Annotated in this window: 16 protein-coding genes and 3 pseudogenes; 18 read left to right on the forward strand and 1 reads right to left on the reverse strand. The window is 59.2% G+C overall.

What is annotated here, in order from left to right:
- A pseudogene (locus P9254_RS28490) lies at nucleotides 1-325 on the forward strand (integrase core domain-containing protein); the annotation flags it as partial.
- Here the strand turns inward: P9254_RS28490 and P9254_RS28495 are convergent.
- Nucleotides 320-461: pseudogene (locus P9254_RS28495) on the reverse strand (IS630 family transposase); the annotation flags it as partial. The pseudogenes P9254_RS28490 and P9254_RS28495 sit on opposite strands and share 6 nt — an antisense overlap.
- A gap of 369 nt (nucleotides 462-830) precedes the next feature.
- On the opposite strand from P9254_RS28495, the gene queC reads away from it, so the two are divergent.
- From queC to P9254_RS28580, 17 genes and pseudogenes are all read left to right on the forward strand, one after another.
- Nucleotides 831-1,529, forward strand: a complete 699-nt coding sequence (queC, locus tag P9254_RS28500) for a 7-cyano-7-deazaguanine synthase QueC (RefSeq protein WP_063170389.1) — start codon at nucleotides 831-833, stop codon at nucleotides 1,527-1,529.
- Entirely contained in the window at nucleotides 1,529-1,885 is a 357-nt protein-coding gene (queD, locus tag P9254_RS28505) for a 6-carboxytetrahydropterin synthase QueD (protein WP_063169374.1), read from the forward strand. Before queC ends, queD begins: the two co-directional genes overlap by 1 nt.
- Nucleotides 1,886-1,890: 5 nt before the next feature.
- On the forward strand, nucleotides 1,891-2,616 hold the full coding sequence (gene queE / locus P9254_RS28510) for a 7-carboxy-7-deazaguanine synthase QueE (RefSeq protein ID WP_164548811.1): 726 nt from the start codon (nucleotides 1,891-1,893) through the stop codon (nucleotides 2,614-2,616).
- A gap of 770 nt (nucleotides 2,617-3,386) precedes the next feature.
- Complete coding sequence (locus P9254_RS28515) at nucleotides 3,387-4,139, forward strand: carbonic anhydrase (protein ID WP_063169372.1); 753 nt, start codon at nucleotides 3,387-3,389, stop codon at nucleotides 4,137-4,139.
- A 160-nt stretch (nucleotides 4,140-4,299) separates the two neighbouring features.
- Nucleotides 4,300-4,496: pseudogene (locus P9254_RS28520) on the forward strand (7-carboxy-7-deazaguanine synthase QueE); the annotation flags it as partial.
- 1,097 nt (nucleotides 4,497-5,593) lie between these two features.
- Nucleotides 5,594-6,487, forward strand: coding sequence for a nitrogenase iron protein (gene nifH, locus P9254_RS28525; RefSeq protein WP_024505261.1), 894 nt, complete (start codon nucleotides 5,594-5,596; stop codon nucleotides 6,485-6,487).
- A gap of 87 nt (nucleotides 6,488-6,574) precedes the next feature.
- A complete protein-coding gene (gene nifD, locus P9254_RS28530) occupies nucleotides 6,575-8,077 on the forward strand; it encodes a nitrogenase molybdenum-iron protein alpha chain (RefSeq protein WP_024505262.1) in 1,503 nt (500 codons plus the stop codon).
- Nucleotides 8,078-8,206: 129 nt separating this feature from the next.
- Nucleotides 8,207-9,748: a nitrogenase molybdenum-iron protein subunit beta gene (nifK, locus tag P9254_RS28535; protein ID WP_024505263.1), complete on the forward strand. Its 1,542-nt coding sequence runs from the start codon at nucleotides 8,207-8,209 to the stop codon at nucleotides 9,746-9,748.
- A 61-nt stretch (nucleotides 9,749-9,809) separates the two neighbouring features.
- Nucleotides 9,810-11,294 carry a nitrogenase iron-molybdenum cofactor biosynthesis protein NifE gene (gene nifE / locus P9254_RS28540; RefSeq protein ID WP_024505264.1) on the forward strand — a complete coding sequence of 495 codons (1,485 nt, stop codon included), beginning with the start codon at nucleotides 9,810-9,812 and terminating at the stop codon, nucleotides 11,292-11,294.
- A gap of 8 nt (nucleotides 11,295-11,302) precedes the next feature.
- Entirely contained in the window at nucleotides 11,303-12,655 is a 1,353-nt protein-coding gene (gene nifN / locus P9254_RS28545; RefSeq protein WP_024505265.1) for a nitrogenase iron-molybdenum cofactor biosynthesis protein NifN, read from the forward strand.
- Entirely contained in the window at nucleotides 12,652-13,149 is a 498-nt protein-coding gene (nifX, locus tag P9254_RS28550) for a nitrogen fixation protein NifX (protein WP_063169371.1), read from the forward strand. Before nifN ends, nifX begins: the two co-directional genes overlap by 4 nt.
- A gap of 16 nt (nucleotides 13,150-13,165) precedes the next feature.
- The gene (locus P9254_RS28555; protein ID WP_024505267.1) at nucleotides 13,166-13,645 is read left to right on the forward strand and encodes a NifX-associated nitrogen fixation protein; all 480 of its coding nucleotides are present in this window, start codon (nucleotides 13,166-13,168) and stop codon (nucleotides 13,643-13,645) included.
- Nucleotides 13,642-14,457 carry a response regulator transcription factor gene (locus tag P9254_RS28560; RefSeq protein WP_063169370.1) on the forward strand — a complete coding sequence of 272 codons (816 nt, stop codon included), beginning with the start codon at nucleotides 13,642-13,644 and terminating at the stop codon, nucleotides 14,455-14,457. The genes P9254_RS28555 and P9254_RS28560 overlap by 4 nt, the downstream gene beginning before the upstream one ends.
- 95 nt (nucleotides 14,458-14,552) lie before the next feature.
- Entirely contained in the window at nucleotides 14,553-15,425 is an 873-nt protein-coding gene (locus P9254_RS28565; protein ID WP_063169369.1) for a universal stress protein, read from the forward strand.
- An 842-nt stretch (nucleotides 15,426-16,267) separates the two neighbouring features.
- Nucleotides 16,268-17,566: a lysine N(6)-hydroxylase/L-ornithine N(5)-oxygenase family protein gene (locus P9254_RS28570; RefSeq protein ID WP_063169368.1), complete on the forward strand. Its 1,299-nt coding sequence runs from the start codon at nucleotides 16,268-16,270 to the stop codon at nucleotides 17,564-17,566.
- A gap of 13 nt (nucleotides 17,567-17,579) precedes the next feature.
- The gene (locus P9254_RS28575) at nucleotides 17,580-17,957 is read left to right on the forward strand and encodes a hypothetical protein (protein ID WP_024505270.1); all 378 of its coding nucleotides are present in this window, start codon (nucleotides 17,580-17,582) and stop codon (nucleotides 17,955-17,957) included.
- A 254-nt stretch (nucleotides 17,958-18,211) separates the two neighbouring features.
- Nucleotides 18,212-19,375 carry a TlpA family protein disulfide reductase gene (locus tag P9254_RS28580; RefSeq protein WP_245438181.1) on the forward strand — a complete coding sequence of 388 codons (1,164 nt, stop codon included), beginning with the start codon at nucleotides 18,212-18,214 and terminating at the stop codon, nucleotides 19,373-19,375.
- The last annotated feature ends 448 nt before the right edge of the window (nucleotides 19,376-19,823 follow it).

The raw sequence follows: 19,823 nt of genomic DNA on the forward strand, positions 1-19,823 counted from the left end.
GCGCCCGGCAAGCCGATGCAGAATGGCTTCATCGAGAGCTTCAACGGCCGACTGCGCGATGAACTGCTCAACGAGACGCTGTTCACCTCGCTGGCTCAGGCGCGCGTAGCCATCGCCCTGTGGCACGCCGACTACAACACCGCGCGGCCGCACTCCCCCCTGGCAGACCCCGGCCAAGTTCGCCAGCACCTTCAATCCGCGACGGTCGCTCGCGCTGCGCTATGCCAAAGGCTCCGCGCCAGCGCCCGTCGCTTCACCCGCCCAGCAGGGCACAACCCACGCCGGAAACGAACTCAAAACTGCTGGGGCAACGTCAGTCCCATAGAGCCTTGATGGTTATCTCGGCCTTTGCTCGCAGCAGCGCCTTAGGTTGGGCGAAGGCGTTCTCAATCGGATTGAAGTCGGGACTGTAGGGCGGCAGTTAGAGCAGGCTCGCCTGCGGCCTCAATCGCGCCGCGCAGGGTTCTCCAGGCGGATGTCGCCAATGTCAAATTTGCTGGCATCCATGTCGCCCTCGCCAACCGCACAAGCGAAGGCCAGAAAGCCAACATGTGTTCTGCGGCTTAATTAAGAGTCAGCCGATGTCGGCCGAACATCACCTTGTCTCGAAGTCGACGATCGGACAGCAGGTTGCGAAAGTTGGCGCGATGCGAAACAAACTGCTGAAGCGCTCAACTTTTATTGATCACGCGTGTTGGACGCGACGCACTCCCGTTCCAATCGGGCTGAGCGCAAATTCTCCCGGTTCACAAAACTGAGTCGCTGGAGTAGTGGGGGCGCAGAGAAATCTCCGGTCGCAGCCTTACCCGGTCAAAACAAGGATACCAATGATGAAGACTCTCGCCGTCTGCTCTGGCGGATTGGACTCCGTTTCCCTTGCTCACATGGTGGCAGCGGAGCACGAACTCACCGGCCTTCTATCTTTCGACTATGGCCAACGGCACAGGAAGGAATTGGGCTTCGCCGCTCTTTGCGCGCAGCGACTGAAGGTCCCGCACCAGATCATCGACATCGGCGAAATTGGCCGTGGCCTTTCCGGCTCAGCGCTGACTAGCAGTATCGACGTGCCGGACGGCCACTACGCCGAAGACACGATGAAGATTACGGTGGTGCCGAACCGCAATGCCATCATGTTGGCAATCGCCTTCGGTCTCGCCGCCGCCCACAGCGCCGAAGCGGTGGCGGCGGCCGTGCATGGTGGGGACCATTTCATCTATCCCGATTGCCGTCCGGCCTTCATTGAAGCTTTCCAGACAATGCAAGACCGCGCGCTCGACGGCTATGCGCAGATACGCCTCTATGCACCGTATGTGAATCTCGGAAAAGCTGACATTGTTGCGGATGGCGCAAGATACGGCACCCCGTTTGCTGAGACCTGGTCCTGTTACAAGGGCGGCGTGCGTCACTGCGGACGATGCGGGACCTGCGTCGAGCGGCGCGAAGCGTTCCATCTCGCCGGGCACGCTGATCCCACCGACTACGAGGACGCCGATTTCTGGCTTGAGGCGCTGCGCAGGAGGCGCGCGTAATGTTCCACATCAGCAAGGAATTCCACTTCTCGGCCTCGCATCAGCTCACCTCCTTGCCTCCCAACCATCAATGCGCGCGCCTGCACGGGCATAACTATGTCGTCGTAGTGGAGCTGTCGGCCAAGGAACTGGACGCCCACGGCTTCGTGCGCGACTATCACGATCTGGCGCCGCTCAAACGCTACATTGACGAGAGCTTCGACCATCGGCACCTCAACGACGTGCTGGGACATGAGAAGGTCACGGCGGAATGCCTGGCCAGACATTTCTATGAATGGTGCAAGGCACGTCTGCCGCAGACCGCGGCCGTGCGCGTTAGCGAAACACCGAAAACTTGGGCGGAATACCGTCCGTGACCGACATGCATCCCGCAATCCGTGTGAGCGAGATATTCGGGCCGACTATCCAGGGCGAGGGCGTGCTCATCGGCTTGCCGACGGTGTTCATCAGAACCGGCGGATGTGATTATCGCTGTTCATGGTGCGACAGCCTTCACGCGGTGGACAATCAGTATCGCCATGAATGGCTACCGATGCCGATCGATGCCGTGTGGCAAACCGTCCATGCGCTTTCCGGCGGCAGGCCGGTTATGGTCTCCTTGTCAGGCGGCAACCCGGCCATTCAGCCGTTCGGTCCCCTCATAGAACGAGGCCATCGCGAGGGCTATCGTTTTGCACTGGAAACGCAGGGTTCCGTGGTGAGGGAGTGGTTTGCGGATCTTGACGTGCTGACCCTTAGCCCAAAGCCGCCGTCCAGCGAGATGACGACCCGTTGGGCTGCGTTTGATGCATGCCTCGAAGCGGCGCAAGAGAAGCCGCAAATCGTGCTCAAGCTCGTCGTTTTCGACGAGAGTGACTATGCCTACGCCAAAGAAGTCGCGGCGAGATATCCGCACCTTCCGATCTATCTGCAACCCGGCAATCACACGCCGCCGCTCCCTGGCAGTGAAGACGCCTCTGTCGACTTGGACGGAATAATGATGCGAATGGAATGGCTTGTCGAAAGGGTGACTAGCGACAGGTGGTTCGAAGCCCGCGTGTTGCCGCAGCTGCACGTTCTGCTTTGGGGTAACAAGAGGGCGGTCTAGTCTGTGGCTTGCGTCGCACCGGAAGGCCGGGCTCCAACGGCTTGGCAGGCTCTCTTCGCGTGCCGAGTACAGCCGAGCTTTGTTCGCGTCAGCGGTCTCGCGATTGTGCGGCTGGAAACCGCCCGGACACCCCGCTGCCGGCGTGTGTCACCTTGACTCCGATGAGCTGTCGTCACGCAAAGTTGAAATCCGCAAGAACTGGCCTTCTCGCCCCACCTGCTCCGTCGCAAGCACGTCATCCCCTCATCCTTGTCCAGCTCTTATCGATGTATCTCATTGTCCGGCCTGACGCACGACTGTCAGCATGGGAATGCATCCATTGCGCAAATGCCTTCCATAAAGAAGATCGATTTCCTCATTGGCCCAACGTGAAATATAGCAACGTTTTCGTGGCGTGGGTCGGCTGCGTCGGGAGTAGCGATGAAAACGTATTGGGGTCGCCTGCGTCTCCTTGGGCAGCGAGTGTAAAGTATAGCGATGCGGCCTCCGGCGCGAACGGCAGCCGCGCAGTGATCACCTTCGCCTGTGCCTTTGCGGCGGGGGTCAAGCGCTGGTCTGCTAAAATTTTTTATCGTTTAGCTGGTTGAAACTGCCCCCGTTGCGGGCTGCAGAAGCCGGCCAGCCGAGAAACGGCAGCCGCACTTATGAAAGCACGCCAAGGCGTGCGGGCATCTATCAGTTGCAAAGGACAATACTGGCCGCGCCGATTGGCCATCACGCGTCCATTAGGGCAGCCACCAACATCAGTTCGCAAGAGGAGCAAAAGTAATATGTATCGTCGTCACCTGATCAAAGGGTTGGTTGCGCTCGGCGCATGCCGGATTTGCGTTCAAGCCGCCCAAGCGACCAGTGCCCATTGGGGGTACACCGGTCCGGTCGGACCGGAGCACTGGGCTGATCTGGATAAGGAAAATTTCGTATGCTCTGCCGGCACGCAGCAATCGCCGATCAATATCAACAGCGCGGTCAAGGCGGATATCCCGCATATCGCCATCGGCTGGCACAAGGGCGGCGGCAATATGGTGAACAACGGCCACACCATTCAAATCAATATGCCACAAGGCAGCACGCTGACCCGCGGCGATCGTGTCTACGAACTGGTACAGTTCCATTTCCATGCGCCAAGCGAACATCACGTGGCGGGCAAGAGCTTCCCGATGGAGGTGCATTTCGTTCACAAGGACACGCAAAGTGGTACTCTGGGCGTGCTGGGCGTCTTTTTAACGCCCGGCGCGACAAATGCCAGCTTTGCTGCCCTTGCTGCGGCCTTTCCCGAACTGCCGAATGGGGAGGTGACGATCGACGAGGTGAATCCCAACTGGCTTCTGCCAGCCTCGCTTGGCTATTGGACTTATGAGGGCTCACTGACGACGCCGCCGTGCACCGAAAACGTCGAGTGGATGGTGGCGATGGAACCGGTTGACGTTGATCCGGCAGACATCCAGCGATTTGCCTCACTCTACCCGTCGAACGCGCGCCCTATTCATTCACCCAATCGACGCTTCATCCTGCGCCAGAGTTGAGCGCCGCCCCAGCGGTTCCGCACGGTCCAACATTCTTGGCACAAGTTGGCGCGAAGCCTCCTCTTCCGGTCTGGCGGTCTGACGGCGCTCCCCAAGCTGGCTAGTCTAAATGATAGGGATTCGGTGCCGACACCACTCGTCCCAAATACGTCGCGGCGAGGTTTGTCTGCAACCCGGCAATCACACGCCGCCCCGCCGTGGTAATGAAGACGTCTCTGTCGAGTCCGACGGAATATGATGCGCATGGAACCGCTGGTAGAAAAGGTGACCAGCGACAGGTGGTTCGAAGCCCGCGTCTTGCCGCAGCTGCACGTTCTACTCTGGGGTAACAAGAGGGTAGTGTATACCTTCTCCTAGCTTCGCCGCCAACTACTCGGTTTTCCGAATTGCTCTCTATATTCTTGAAGACGATGCGTTCGTTAAAGACATGTGCTGCGCACCTGGTGTAAAAGCTGCTCTCATCATGCAGAGGTCAAGCCAGTCGGGCTCATCCGAGGCTATGGCCGTGAGCACTGTTCAGTTCGGCAGAGAGGGCGCTTTTGTACACACTTTGCGATCGTGGCGGCCCCGTGGGCAGATCTGCAAGCTGCCGCGACACTAACCTCTCGAAGCCCGCCCGCCCGCCTTTCGTGCAGCTTCCTCTGAACAAAACCACCGCTCGCCCTTCAATAGGTTGATGCGTGTCTCCCAGTAAGATTCCTGTCCAAGAACGTGATAATCTTCTTGCCAGTGTTGTAGCTGATGTTGCCCTTGATGCCGCAGCCTACCGCGGCGGGACCAAACTCAATGGCAAGCAGGCCGGCTAGGATCGTGCAGCCAGTCGCGAGCCTCGCCCACAACGGGGTCTCACGCGCATGAGGGCGCCGACCATGGGTTCGGCGGTTCATACGCGTATAACACGTATCTTTCTGAAAAAATCAATGCTCTCGGCTAAGCTACTGAATTATTTGGCTTCCATATAGCGCGTCGGCGGAACCAACTTGTAGACGGGCTATGAAAGGTTAAGCGCGGATGTCTATCGGCCGCCGGCGTTCCCGCTCTGTAAGCCTGCCTGAACTACCCGCGCCGCGGTCAAGCCCCAGGCTCCTGCTCATCCAGCGACCGCCCGATCAATGGCAGGCTGGAAAGACAAGAGCCGATGTCTTCCGATGGTCTCGCCATCAGCTTTGGGCTAACTTCCCCATTCTCCCGCTTCGAGCTCGACACACGGCGGTTTGGATGGCGCACGACAATCTGTGTCGGCTTTGTCGTGTCCGTGACAGACGCCTGAAAGGCCCGTTCGCGCGTTTTGCCGCCGTCTAAGCGGCTGGAATTTAATGACAAAGTTTCTTCTGGGATCGGCCGATCACGCTGGTACGCTTTTTGCGATGCTTGGTGTGAGGCGGCACGAGCTGCCTATCGGCACTTGTGTCGCGGGCAGTCGCGATAATTAGAACGAAGGAAGGAAAGCTATTATGTCAGGTCTGCGTCAGATCGCCTTTTACGGAAAAGGCGGCATCGGCAAGTCCACCACGTCCCAAAATACGCTCGCTGCCCTTGTCGACCTCGGGCAGAGAATCCTCATCGTAGGATGCGACCCCAAAGCCGATTCCACACGCTTGATCCTGAATTCGAAAGCTCAGGATACCGTCCTGGATCTCGCCGCACAGGAAGGCTCGGTGGAAGACCTCGAACTCCAGGACGTGCTCAAGGTGGGCTACAGAGGCATCAAGTGCGTGGAGTCCGGCGGCCCCGAGCCGGGTGTCGGTTGCGCCGGCCGCGGCGTCATCACCTCGATCAATTTCCTCGAGGAGAATGGCGCTTATGACGATGTCGATTATGTCTCCTATGACGTCCTCGGCGACGTGGTATGCGGCGGCTTCGCCATGCCGATCCGCGAAGGCAAGGCCCAGGAGATCTATATCGTCATGTCCGGCGAGATGATGGCGCTCTATGCCGCCAACAACATCGCCAAGGGCATCCTCAAATATGCCCATTCGGGCGGTGTGCGGCTGGGCGGGCTGATCTGCAATGAACGTCAAACCGACCGCGAACTCGATCTGGCCGAAGCACTGGCTGGCCGATTGAATTCCAAGCTCATCCACTTCGTGCCCCGCGACAACATCGTCCAACATGCCGAACTCAGGAAGATGTCGGTGATCCAGTACGCGCCGGACTCAAAGCAGGCAGGGGAATACCGCGCTCTGGCCGAGAAGATCCACGCCAATTCGGGCCAGGGTACGATCCCGACGCCGATCACCATGGAGGAGCTGGAGGAGATGCTGCTCGACTTCGGCATCATGAAGACCGACGAGCAGATGCTTGCCGAGCTTCACTCCAAGGAAGCGGCGAAGGCGGCGGCCCAGTAGTGACATTAGCGCTGCCATGAATCGGCGCGCCTTGCAGAGAACGGCGCCTATTCTTTGAGGCGTCACCCAACCTTGAAAGGGGGACTCATGAGCCGGGAATACGAGAATGACGGTGCTCTTCATGCGAAGCTTATCGAAGAGGTGCTGTCGCATTATCCCGACAAGGCGGCGAAGCGCCGCAAGAAGCACCTCAACGTCGCAAAGAGCGGCAACGAGGCTGGCGGGGAAAGCGAGGTCCTTTCCGAATGCGACGTCAAATCGAACATCAAGTCCATTCCCGGGGTGATGACGATTCGCGGCTGTGCATATGCTGGTTCGAAAGGCGTGGTGTGGGGGCCAGTCAAGGATATGGTCCATATCTCGCACGGCCCGGTCGGCTGCGGCCAATATTCTTGGTCGCAGCGCCGCAACTACTACGTCGGTACAACGGGCGTCGACACGTTCGGGACAATGCAGTTCACCTCCGATTTCCAGGAGAAGGACATCGTCTTCGGCGGCGACAAGAAGCTGGAACAGATCATTGACGAGATTGAAGTCTTGTTTCCGCTCAACAACGGCATCACCGTGCAGTCCGAATGCCCTATCGGCCTGATTGGCGATGACACCGAGGCCGTTTCTCGCAAAAAGACCAAGGAGTATGACAAGACGATCGTGCCGGTACGCTGCGAGGGCTTCCGCGGCGTCTCGCAGTCGCTTGGCCACCACATCGCCAATGATGCAATCCGGGATTGGGTCTTCGACAAAAAGGATGTCAAGTTCGAGGCCGGCCCCTACGACGTCAACGTCATCGGCGACTACAATATCGGCGGCGATGCCTGGGCCTCGCGCATACTGCTTGAGGAGATAGGGCTGCGCGTGGTTGGCAACTGGTCGGGTGACGCCACACTCGCAGAGATCGAGCGCGCCCCGAAGGCTAAGCTCAATCTTATCCACTGCTACCGGTCGATGAATTACATCTGTCGGCATATGGAGGAAAAGTATGGCGTCGCCTGGATGGAGTACAATTTCTTCGGTCCCTCCCAGATCGAAGCCTCTCTGCGCAACATAGCCAAGCATTTTGGGCCGGAAATCGAGGAGAAGACCGAAAAGGTCATTGCCAAGTACAGGCCGCTTGTTGATGCGGTCATCGCCAAGTACCTGTCGCGCCTGGAAGGAAATACCGTGATGCTCTATGTCGGCGGCCTGCGCCCCCGCCACGTCGTCACGGCCTACGAGGACCTCGGCATGGTCATCGTGGGCACCGGCTATGAATTCGCCCACAGCGACGACTATCAGCGCACCGGCCACTACGTGAAGAACGGCACGCTGATCTACGATGACGTGACCGGCTATGAGTTGGAGAAATTCATCGAAGGGATTCGCCCAAATCTGGTCGGCTCGGGAATCAAAGAAAAATACCCGGTGCAGAAGATGGGCATACCGTTCCGCCAGATGCATTCCTGGGATTATTCAGGCCCGTATCACGGCTACGACGGCTTTGCCATTTTCGCACGTGATGTGGATCTCGCCATTAACAACCCGGTCTGGGACCTATTCCACGCGCCTTGGAAAAGAAGCCGGGGCGATGAGCGGGCGATGGCTGCCGAATAAACATTTGCTTCAGCCCCAGTCTCCCACTGAGACGGTGAACTCCCGCGGCCTCTGATCCGCCGGAGCCTGGAACGTCTTGACGTCCTGAGCTGCCGTCCCGCGCAGCCAGATGCAAAAGAGGTAATCATCATGCCGCAGTCGGCTGAAAAAATTCTCGATCACGCTCCCCTGTTCCGCGAGCCGGAATACAGAAAGATGCTCGCTGAGAAGAAGCTAAACTTCGAATGTCCGCACCCCGATGAAATCGTTTCCGATCAGCGCGATTTCACCCAGACGTGGGAATACCGCGAAAAGAACCTCGCCCGCAAAGCGCTTGTCGTGAACCCGGCCAAGGCCTGCCAGCCGCTGGGTGCGGTATTCGCTGCCGCCGGCTTCGAGCGAACCATGTCCTTCGTCCACGGCAGCCAAGGTTGCGTCGCCTATTACCGCTCGCACCTGTCGCGCCATTTCAAGGAGCCTGCCGCGGCGGTCTCCTCCTCAATGACCGAGGATGCGGCGGTGTTTGGCGGCCTGAAGAACATGGTCGACGGGCTCGCCAACACCTACCAGCTCTACGACCCCAAGATGATTGCCGTGTCGACGACCTGTATGGCAGAGGTCATTGGCGACGACCTGCACAGCTTCATCCAGAACGCCAAGGACGAAGATTCAGTCCCGCGCGACTTCGACGTGCCCTTTGCCCACACCCCGGCCTTCGTTGGCAGTCATGTCGACGGCTATGACAACATGGTCAAAGGCATTTTGGAGCACTTCTGGAAAGGTCAGGAGCGTACGCAAATCGAAGGAACCATCAACATCATTCCGGGCTTCGACGGCTTCTGCGTCGGCAACAACCGGGAGCTCAAGCGCCTGCTCGATGTAATGGGCGTGTCCTATACATTGATCCAGGATGCCTCTGACCAGTTCGATACGCCTTCGGACGGTGAATACCGCATGTATGACGGGGGCACGAAGATCAACGAGGTGAAGAAGGCCCTCAACGCCGAGGCAACGCTTTCGCTGCAGCATCACAACACCCGAAAGACACTGGGCTATTGCGAGGAGGTCGGGCAGGCGACGGCCTCGTTCCACTATCCGCTCGGCGTTCAGGCGACGGACGAATTCCTGATGGAGGTCGCGGCGATTTCCGGCAAGGAGATTCCCGAGGCAATTCGCCTCGAGCGCGGCCGACTGGTAGACGCCATGGCGGACAGCCAATCCTGGCTGCATGGTAAGAAATACGCCATCTACGGTGATCCCGACTTCGTTCACGCAATGGCCCGCTTTGTCATGGAGACCGGCGGCGAGCCAACCCATTGCCTCGCCACCAATGGCACCTCGGCATGGGAAGCCGATTTGAAGAAGCTGCTAGCATCCTCGCCTTTCGGCAAGGCTGCCCAGGTTTGGGCGGGCAAGGACCTGTGGGCGCTGCGCTCGCTGCTCTTTACCGAGCCGGTGGACCTTTTGATCGGCAATTCCTACGGCAAGTACCTGGAGCGCGACACCGGAACGCCGCTGATCCGGCTGATGTTTCCGATCTTCGATCGGCACCATCATCACCGCTTTGCGCTCTTTGGCTACCAGGGCGCGTTGCGCGTGCTGACGACGATCCTCGACAAGATCTTCGACAAACTCGATCGCGAGACGAGCGAGACGGGTGTGACGGATTATTCCTATGACCTCACGCGCTAAGAGCCGTGGCCGGCTTTTCGCCGAGGCCATTCCTTGCCCAATGGACTGGGGAGGCTGAGCGATGTCCTCCCTCAGCGCCAAAATCAAGGACGCCTTCGATGAGCCCGCCTGCGATAAGAACCGTGGCAAAGATGCCAAGGCGCGCAAGGAGGGCTGCTCGAAGTCGCTGACACCAGGGGCGGCAGCCGGCGGCTGCGCCTTTGACGGAGCCAAGATCGTCCTGCAGCCGATCACCGACGTTGCGCATCTGGTCCATGCGCCGCTCGCCTGCGAGGGCAATTCTTGGGACAACCGTGGTGCGGTTTCGTCAGGGCCGACCTTGTGGCGGACAAGCTTCACGACCGACCTCACCGAACTCGACCTGGTGATGGGGCAGGGCGAGCGGAAACTCTTCAAGGCGATCCGCGAGATCAAGCACACATACGCGCCGCCGGCGATCTTCGTCTACTCAACTTGCGTAACGGCGCTGATCGGTGACGACATCGAGGCCGTGTGCAAACGCGCCACGGAAAAGTTCGGTTTGGCCGTGGTGCCGATCAATGCGCCTGGCCTGGCAGGCTCCAAGAACCTCGGCAACAAGCTCGCCGCCGAGGCGTTGCTCGATCATGTCATCGGCACGGTCGAACCCGACGACCCCGGGCCCTACGACATCAACATCCTTGGCGAATTCAACCTCTCGGGCGAATTCTGGCTTGTAAAGCCGCTCCTCGATCGGCTCGGCATCCGGGTGCGCGCCTGCATTCCCGGCGATGCGCGTTACCGCGACATTGCTTCCGCGCACCGCGCCCGGGCGGCAATGATCGTGTGCTCGACCGCGCTGATCAGTCTTGCCCGCAAGATGGAGGAGCGCTGGGACATCCCGTTCTTCGAGGGCTCCTTCTATGGCATCTCCGACACATCGCAAGCTCTTCGCAACCTTGTCAGGCTGCTGGTGAGGAAGGGCGCCGATCCGGAGATCCTCGAGCGCACGGAGACGCTGATCGCGCAGCAGGAGGCGATCGCGTGGAAGAAACTCGAATCCTACCGGCAAAGGCTCCAAGGCAAGCGCGTGCTGCTCAACACAGGCGGTGTGAAGTCCTGGTCGGTTGTCCGTGCGCTGATGGAGATCGGAATCGAGATCGTCGGCACCTCGGTCAAGAAATCTACGGTGCAGGACAAGGAGCGCATCAAACAAGTTCTCAAGCACGACAAGCATATGTTCGAATACATGGCTGCGCGCGAGCTGTACGCCATGCTCTCTGAACACAGGGCCGATATCATGCTGTCGGGCGGTCGCACGCAATTCATTGCGCTCAAGGCCAAGACGCCCTGGCTCGATATCAACCAGGAGCGCCAGCACCCTTATGCCGGCTATGCCGGCATGGTGGAACTCGTACGCCAGATCGACCTCGCCATTCACAATCCGGTCTGGTCTCAGGTGCGCCAGCCGGCCCCGTGGGATTGCCAGCCTGATCTAAAAGACGAACTGCCATGCACGAAGAAGGAGTCCGGGCACCTGTTCGATGAATTCGCCGGCGCGACGGCACACGAGTTCAGCGAGTGTTGAGGCGACCGATGGCCCGCATCCTTCCCCAGACCAAATCCGCGGCGGTGAACCCGCTGAAGTCGTCGCAGCCGCTGGGTGCCGCCTTTGCCTTTCTTGGGGTCGACGGCGCGATGCCGCTGTTCCACGGCAGCCAGGGATGCACAAGCTTCGCGCTCGTGCTCTTCGTACGGCACTTCAAAGAAACGATTCCATTGCAGACAACAGCGATGGATGAGGTGGCGACCATCCTCGGCGCTGCCGACCATCTTGAAGAAGCCATCCTCAACCTCAAGAACCGCACGAAGCCAAAGCTGATCGGGGTGTGCACGACCGCGCTGGTGGAGACGCGTGGCGAAGATTGCGCGAGTGATATTGCGAACATCAAGCTGAAGCACACGCAAGAGCTTGCGGGTACGGAGGTCGTGCTGGCCAACACGCCGGATTTTGACGGCGCGATCGAAGAGGGCTGGGCCAAGGCAGTCACCGCAATGATCAAAGGGATTACAGGCTCGGGCGAACGTGCGCGGCAGCCGAAGAAGATCGCGATCCTGCCCGGATGCAACCTCACTGTCGCCGACATCGAGCATATGCGTGACATGGTTGAAAGCTTTGGGCTCAAGCCGGTTATTCTGCCCGACATTTCAGGCTCGCTCGACGGTACGGTTCCTGACCGCTGGGTAGCGACCACATACGGCGGCACCAGCGTCGAAGACATTCGCGAGTTGGGCACGGCCATGCAATGCATCGCCATCGGTGAGCACATGCGCCGCCCGGCGAAAGCGCTGCACGGGTTGACCGGCGTGCCTTACGTGTTGTTCCAGTCACTGACTGGGCTGCAGGACACGGACCGCTTCGTGTCGCTGCTGTCTGCGATTTCGGGCGCGGCGGTACCGGCCCGCGTGCGCCGGCGCCGGGCGCAATTGCAGGACGCGATGCTCGACGGACATTTCCATTTCGGCGGCAAGAAAATTGCCATCGCTGCCGAACCAGACCAGCTGTTCCAACTTGCGACCTTCTTTGCTGGCCTCGGCTCCGAGATAGCCGCGGCCGTCACAACGACCGACAGGTCTAAAATTCTCGAGAAAGTCCCGGCGGTTTCGGTTCAGATCGGCGATCTCGGCGATCTGGAAAGTCTTGCCGTCGGTGCTGACCTGCTTGTCACGCATTCGCACGGGCGCCAAGCATCGGAGCGGCTCCGAATTCCGCTCATGCGCATCGGGTTCCCGGTCTTCGATCGACTAGGCAGCCAGCACAAGCTCGCAATTCTCTATCAGGGCACCCGCGACATGATCTTCGAGGTCGCCAGCATCTTCCAGGCCAACCAACACGCGCCCACTCCTGAGGCGCTTGATCCACTCCGTAATCGAGAAATATCACGATGAACGCTGTTCGCCGCCTCTCGCTGGTCAGTAGTGAGGTTTTCGCCCCGATGCCTGAACGACGTAAGGGCGCATTGCGCGTTGCGATCGCCACTCAGGACATGCAGGACCTCAACGCCCATTTCGGGTCGGCCAGGCGCTTTGCTGTCTACGACGTGACGCGCGAGGAATGGAATCTCGTAGAAGCCGTGGCCTTCGATGACGTGTCCGATGAAAGCGGGGAGCATCGGGCCGAGCGCGATGATCGCATCACGCCAAAGGTGGATGCGCTCAAGGGCTGTCAGATCCTGTTTTGTCTGGCAATTGGCGGCCCTTCGGCAGCCAAGCTTGTCGCGGCAAAAATCCACCCGATCAAAGTGGCGGAGCCCCAATCGATCCCACAGGTGCTCTTGCGCACGCAGATGATGCTCAGGACGTGTCCTCCGCCTTGGCTGCGCAAGGTGCTGGCGCGAGCGGGCATTGCCGAAAAGAAACCGTCCTTCGAGGACGAGGACTGAAAAGAGGAGGACGCCAATGCCTGACCCCGCAATCCCCCCAGCTGTCGCCGAAGACGAGGCGGCTCTTTGCACCCCGTTCGTCAAATGCCTCGTGCGGCTGATCCGTTCTCAGGATTCCTATGGCTCGTGGGAACGCAAAGCGGACGCTGAGCTGCTGGGCGACTTCATCATTACCAAGGAACAGCGCCGAGGGATCCCAATCATCGGAGATCCCGATCCCGACGTGCTGTGGAGGCTCGACAAGTACTACGCCGCCATCGGGCTTGCGATCGAGGAGCGCTGCGGCCTTATGGCATCGCCGATGATCCAGGTGAGCCATGAGGGTTTTGGTCGGGTGCTTTTCACGACCGGACGGCTGGTCGTTTTGTCCAAAACGCTGCGCGATGTCCACCGGTTTGGCTTCGAGACGCTCCTGAAGCTCGCCACGGCCGGTACGAAGCTGGTCGACGATGCGATTTCAGTCATCGAAACCTTTCCCCACGTGGCGCTGGCATGATGGGCGCGATTTTCGAGAAAGGCCATCATGACGGACCCGAGAAACTATGTTGGCCAGTCCCCTCGATCCAGGGACTCGAGGCCGACCAGGTTGTTGGGGTATCGCCGATGAAGAAGCCGCTGGTCCTGATCTGCTCGCAAGATGCCGAGTTCTATCTGCTCTACAGCCACATACTGGAGGTTGACGGTTTCAGCAGTGAGACGGCAGACGGCGCGAAGGCTGCGCTGGCCTTGGCCGAACAACGGGAGCTTCAGGCCGTAGTGCTGGATTGCGACCCAGCCAGCATAAACGGGTCCGCAATTTGCGCCCACCTCAAGCGGGAACCGCGCACCACCGACCTGCCTATCATCGCCCTGATCGCGCCTGGCGCCGAGCACCAGCACCTCGATCTCTTGAAGGCAGGCGTTGAGAGCTTTGTGCGGCCGGTGGCTCCGGCCAAGCTGCTCGACTGCCTGCGGGCGAGGCTCGGGCTGACCAAGCGTGGTCCGAACGGGGTTGAAAACGACAGTTGGATTTGTTGTGGAGGCCTGGAGATGAAGCTCGATGCCCATCGGGTTCGCGGTAATGGCCACGACATCCATCTCGGACGGATCGATTTCAACGTGCTGCGGCTTATGATTGAGGCCCCCGGCAAGGTCTTCAGCCGGGACGAGCTTATCGGGGCGGCCTGGCTGCCCAACATTCATGTCGGTGCACGCACCGTCGATGTCCATATCAGCCGAATCAGGAGGGCGCTGAAAACGGCCTTGCCCGGCAGCGTCATTCGCACCGTCAGGTCGGCCGGCTACTCGCTCGAGAAGCCGGACGACTGAAATCGGTGATCGAACGTGGTGCCGCTCTCTCTTCCTCCTGAGAGCGGTGTTGCCGCTTTGAGGCGCTCCTAACGAAGACCAGGAGAAGCAGGCAAATGGAATTTAAAAGCATATTCAGTGTGACGGGTGCTGATCATTCTGATGAGGACCTCACAACAGCTGCCGGACTGTGTGCCGAGGTCGGCGCGCACCTATCGGTACTCATTATACCGCCTCCATTGCTCTTGATGTCGTCTCCGCCCCCCGAATGGAATACAGGACGTGCACAGGCAATTGCAGTACCGAACTATCGATTTCAGCAAATCGAGAAATTTTCACAGGACGTGACCAGAATGGAAAGACGGTCCGCGGATATCCTCAAAAGGCTGAAAGCTATGTCGCTTTCCTGTGACGTTGACACCGACTATTGCGATCCGGCTAGCCTCGGTGAAGTGGCACGACAGCGGGCGCTCTGCGCTGACCTGACGATCGTTGGAGGAGACCTCCTCAACGATGAGACTCTCGGACCTCCTGTTGTCAACGGCTGCTTGTTCGATAGCGGAAAGCCGGTGCTCATCGTGCCGAAGGGCGTTAAGGCGACGCTGTCGCCTCGACGCGTGCTGGTCGGCTGGGATTCGCGTGTAGAGGCCTCGCGTGCGGTTCGGGAAGCTCTTAGTATCCTATCCGCTGCCAAGGAAGTCTGTGTCGCTATGGTCGATCCAAAGGCGCAAAACAACGGGAAAGGCGCGCAGTCTGGAGCTGACATCGCTGCCTATCTTACTCGGCACGGTGCTCGGGTCTCCGTTGACCTGCTTAAGAGCGCCGGCAAATCGGCGGGCACAGTGCTGACCCAGCACGCGAACGACATCTGTGCTGACATGATGGTTATGGGTGCTTATGGCAGCCGTGGGCTGCGTGAGCGGATTTTCGGCGGTCCGCCGAGCTGGAGCTTTGGGAAGACCACATTGCCGCTGTTTTTGGCTCGCTGATCAGCTCCGTAGGAACACCGATCAGGTCGTAGGACCGCCAACCAGTCCGAAGTCGTCGTCGGTTACCGGTCGGATTGCGGAGACATGGCTGGATCCGCGAACATCTTGCGACGCTTGTCAGAGCCAAACCGGACGCCTCGACTGCTTCACGACGCTCTCGTGAACCAACTCGTGCGAGATCGTCCGCAACGGGCAGTAAAGACGAACGGCTGCAGCAGACCGCAGCCAAGCCACAGGGCGGGTGTACCAGGAGACCCCGCCTCGTGCGCGAACCCTGTTGGAAGGCCCCTTATCAGTACCCGGACGCGCGTCAAATCGGCGGCTGTCCCTGTCAGCCTGCGGTGTGCAAGGGCCGCTGCCGCGGAGCTTCCCCTGCCCGATCGTCGGGCGTGCGACAATGTCGGATTCCAGACGAGCTGGAACTGCGCGAACTCGTTGGTTTGACAGGTCTTTATCCGGCACGCCGCATGCATGGGAGTCTCCGAAAGCATTAAGAGCCGTTATCCATGGTTACGCCCCTCGAAAGAAAGAGCCGCTTCCGTCGTGGCAGGGAAACAGCCACTCCTGGGGTGGAGGCCGGCGCTAGAAGCCGCCGTAAGATCCGGAAGAGCCGCGCGACAGCATCACACACTTTCCTTCTGCTCTTGGGTTCGGATCACGCCGCGCCGCTGTCGATGCCGCCGACATTGAGCCCAAGACCTGGAAGGCGGCACACGCTTTTGCTGTCCTCTCAGTCGGGACCGCGGCTCAAGCATGCCTGTGAGGTTCGCATTGCTCAATGCCCGGCAATCGACGTCAACATGCCGCTGAGTTGGAAAACACTCCTAGAGGAGTAAGGATAAGTGGACCTCTTTTGTATTGGTGTGGGTGCTGGACCATCTAATTTGAGCCTTGCGTGTCAGATACAGGAAGAGATTGCGCAAGGGGCACTGTTCCTGGACCGGGAGGTCGATTTCCGAGGACATCCAGGCAGCGCTTTCGATTGCGCGGAGCTCCAGGTCGGCCACTTCCAGGATCTGGTTACTCTGGTCAATCCGCGATCAGCCTACACATTCGTAAACTACCTCCACGAGAACGGGCGTCTTTACAATTTCCTCAATGCGCAATTTCACGGGGTGCTTAGAGCCGAGTTCGCCCAATATCTCAACTGGGCGTTCCAGAAGAATCCGCTTGTCCGTGGCGGCGAGGCCGTTCGCGAAATCCGCTTTGACGGCGAGTTTCGCGTGCGGACGGACAACGCGGTCCTTGATGCAAGAAACCTCGTCATCGACATAGGCAAGCAGGCGCAAATTCCGCCTCAGTTTCATGGCTGGACTGGACCCAACCTGTTCCACTCATCTGAGTTGGCCCACATCAATCCTGAGGTGCAAAAAAAGCATGTCTGCGTTGTTGGCGGCGGACAGTCGGGAGCCGAGCTGCTACTGCACCTTGTCGGCCGGCCGAAAGAACGGCGGCCCGCGGCGATCACATGGGTCTTGACGCGCGAGATGCCTTTCGACGACCACGCGTTCACAAACGGGCTGTTCACGCCATGCTTCTCGGATCGTTTTGCTGCGATGAGCGAGGTGCATCGACAGCTGTTCCTGCGGCGTTTCGCGCTTGCCTCCGAGGGCATTTCAGAAAGCAAGTTGCGCGCGGTCTATCAGGCGCTCTACCACCACGCCTTTCTCGAGCCACACCAATGCGAGATCACATTGCGGCCAAGTTGCAACGTGTCGCGCTGCATCAATGCCGGAGCAGGGCACAGGCTCACGCTGCAACGCGGCTTGGACAACATCGGAGAAGTAACCGCCGATATCGTCATCCTGGCCACCGGGTACGAGAAACCGCTGCCGGGTTTCCTAGAACCGATCGCAGATCGCCTCGAACAGATCGGCAATGAGCTCGCCATCGGCGAGGATTTTTCGGTGTACTGGGACGGACCGCGAGACCGACGCCTTTTCGTTCAGAACGCCTGCCTTGGACAGCGCGGGCTGGCTGATCCGAACTTTGGGCTGCTGGCCTGGCGAGCGCGCCGCATCCTTGACAGCCTTCTGCGGCGCGCGCCATGCGCCAATCCCGAGCATCTAGGGTTCATCAACCGTCCCTTGACGGAGTGCTGGCCCGACCTCGGAGTCGAACAAATGGGCAGCGGGATATGATTCGTCGATATTGATGATCGGCGGTGGCATTCAGGAAAGATTTCCGCCTCTGGCGGCAAAAGCGGGACGAGCAATATTCCTACGGCGTCAGATCGCTCTGCTCGCGCTTGAGCAAGGTAGCGTCGCGCGACTCCTGCTTGGCGTGAAACAGCAAAGGGCATTCAATCACGATGCAGCTTTACGTGCTGTCGGGCTCAACGCCACGTGGATCGAGCCCAACGCCGCCGTTGGCAACCGCGACGCGAATTATGACGCCGGGCCACATGCGGCGGTGGCTGCAAGGGTACCGAGCCTCTCCCGCACTTTCGACCCCATCGCCGAAGTGCGACTACTCCAGGACGCCGAAGCCGGTCTTATCGCCAGCGGGCCAGCCAAACTCTCACCTTCCTAAACGGCAGCCGCTAAGGTGAGCCGTCGAAAGCCGACATTCAGGTTAACGTCAGCTGGCCGTGTTAGGGCTCGCTTATTCAAGGCGGTACCGGCGCTTGCCGAAGCTAAGAAGGGTTGGCATGCCCTTTGCCGTGCTTGATGTGCGGCAACACGGTGAGAGCTCCGCTGAAGCAAGCGAGAGGGAGCAATGCCCTCGAGACCGTGTCCGATTTTGACTGGAAAATATTCCGCGACAAAAGAGACGAAAGGTGTGGAATGACTTTGGACACCAAGATGGAACTGCGTATGGGGTCCCCGGCTCCTGCGCTGAAAGTGGAGAACTGGCTGCGTGGCGAGCCCCTCACGAGCCTTCGGCCCGGCAAGGTCTACCTCGTTGAATTTTGGGCGACTTGGTGCCGACCATGTGTCCACGCCATGCCCCATTTGATCGAACTGCAGGAGAAATATAAAGACAGCGGATTTGAGATTATCGGAGTCGCAGCTTGCGAAAAGGCTGCAACCGCGGACGAAGCGCGGACCAACGTGGATGCCTGGCTGACCGAGAAGTTCCCGAATCTGAATTATCGGACAGCGTTCGATTGCACTGGCGAAATGAAAAAGCTCTGGCTGGAACCCAGCTCTTCGTTCGGGATTCCCACCTCGTTCGTGGTCGACCGCGACGGCCACATCGCTTATATCGGCCACCCGGCACCTCTCGATGACGTTTTGCCGAAAGTCCTTAACGGCAGCTGGCGCAGCAGCTATGAAGCGAAAGCCGTCGATGCAAAGCGAATCTCGCGTGTGCGCGAATCGTCGCTGAGTCAGCCGATATACGCCAAACTTGGGCCGGCGATGCAGGACGAGGATTGGGCAGCGGCACTATTGGCCATCGAAGAAGGCCTCGCCGTGATGCCAGACTCTTTTGATTTTCGGCGGGTTCATGCGGATATTCTGCTTCACAAGCTGCGCGACATCAAAACCGGCTTGCCGCTTATGCGCGAATTGGTCGAGGACGCGATCAACAAAAAGTTCGAAGCGATGTCTTGGGTGGTGATGGCGCTGAACCAACTCTTCCATCCCACGATCGACAACTCCCATCTTCCGCATGATGATCGCTTTGCGATGGGCAAGGAGCTCTCCGAACAGATCCTGGAACTTAATCCTCCGCAAGGCGATGGAGACTTTAAATTCGGGTGTTACTTTCCGGTCGCTCAGTATTATTACGAGAGCGGCAACAAGGACCGGGCGATCGAGTTGATCGAGGTGGCAATCAAATCGCTGGACCATTCGGAGCCAGTGCCGGACCAAACCAAACAGCGCTACCTCACCTCGTTGCTCCAAGCCCTGGCCAACTACACGGGTGAGCCTGCCTGTCACGCGGGTCTCTGTGTGGCTCCGCAAAACAAGACTTCCGAAACTCAAAACGCTGTCACTTCCTGAGCAAGGATCGCGAAGGGCATGACAATTGGAATTGAACACCGGCAAATCCGCCCGCCCAGGCGCACTTCGCAGCAATAACGTCGATGCCGCAAAAGTGCGCGGCTTGCGGCAGGTGGAATTTCCATTGCGTTTACCTCGGGTCGAACCGCGGCGCAGGCGTTCGCGCCGCGGTGAAAGGTCTCGCATTGGTGGACGTGCTCGAGGTCGGCCACGGGACACTGTTGCGTGGGATCGGCTCGCCCAAGCCATTCCCCGCCCACGCAAGCGCCCGAACCACACATCGCAGAAAAAGAGATCGTCCTTCAAGAGGAGTACTGAAATTGGGGAAAAGCGAAATTCCTCATGAACCGGTTGGCCCTGCTGTCCACGGGGACGACGAGGCCCTTGCTTCCCCGTTCGTCAAATGCCTCCTGCGGCTCATTCGTACTCAGGATTCCTTCGGCTTATG

Origin of the sequence: Mesorhizobium sp. WSM4983 (assembly GCF_029625765.1) — a bacterium.
Taxonomy (GTDB): domain Bacteria; phylum Pseudomonadota; class Alphaproteobacteria; order Rhizobiales; family Rhizobiaceae; genus Mesorhizobium.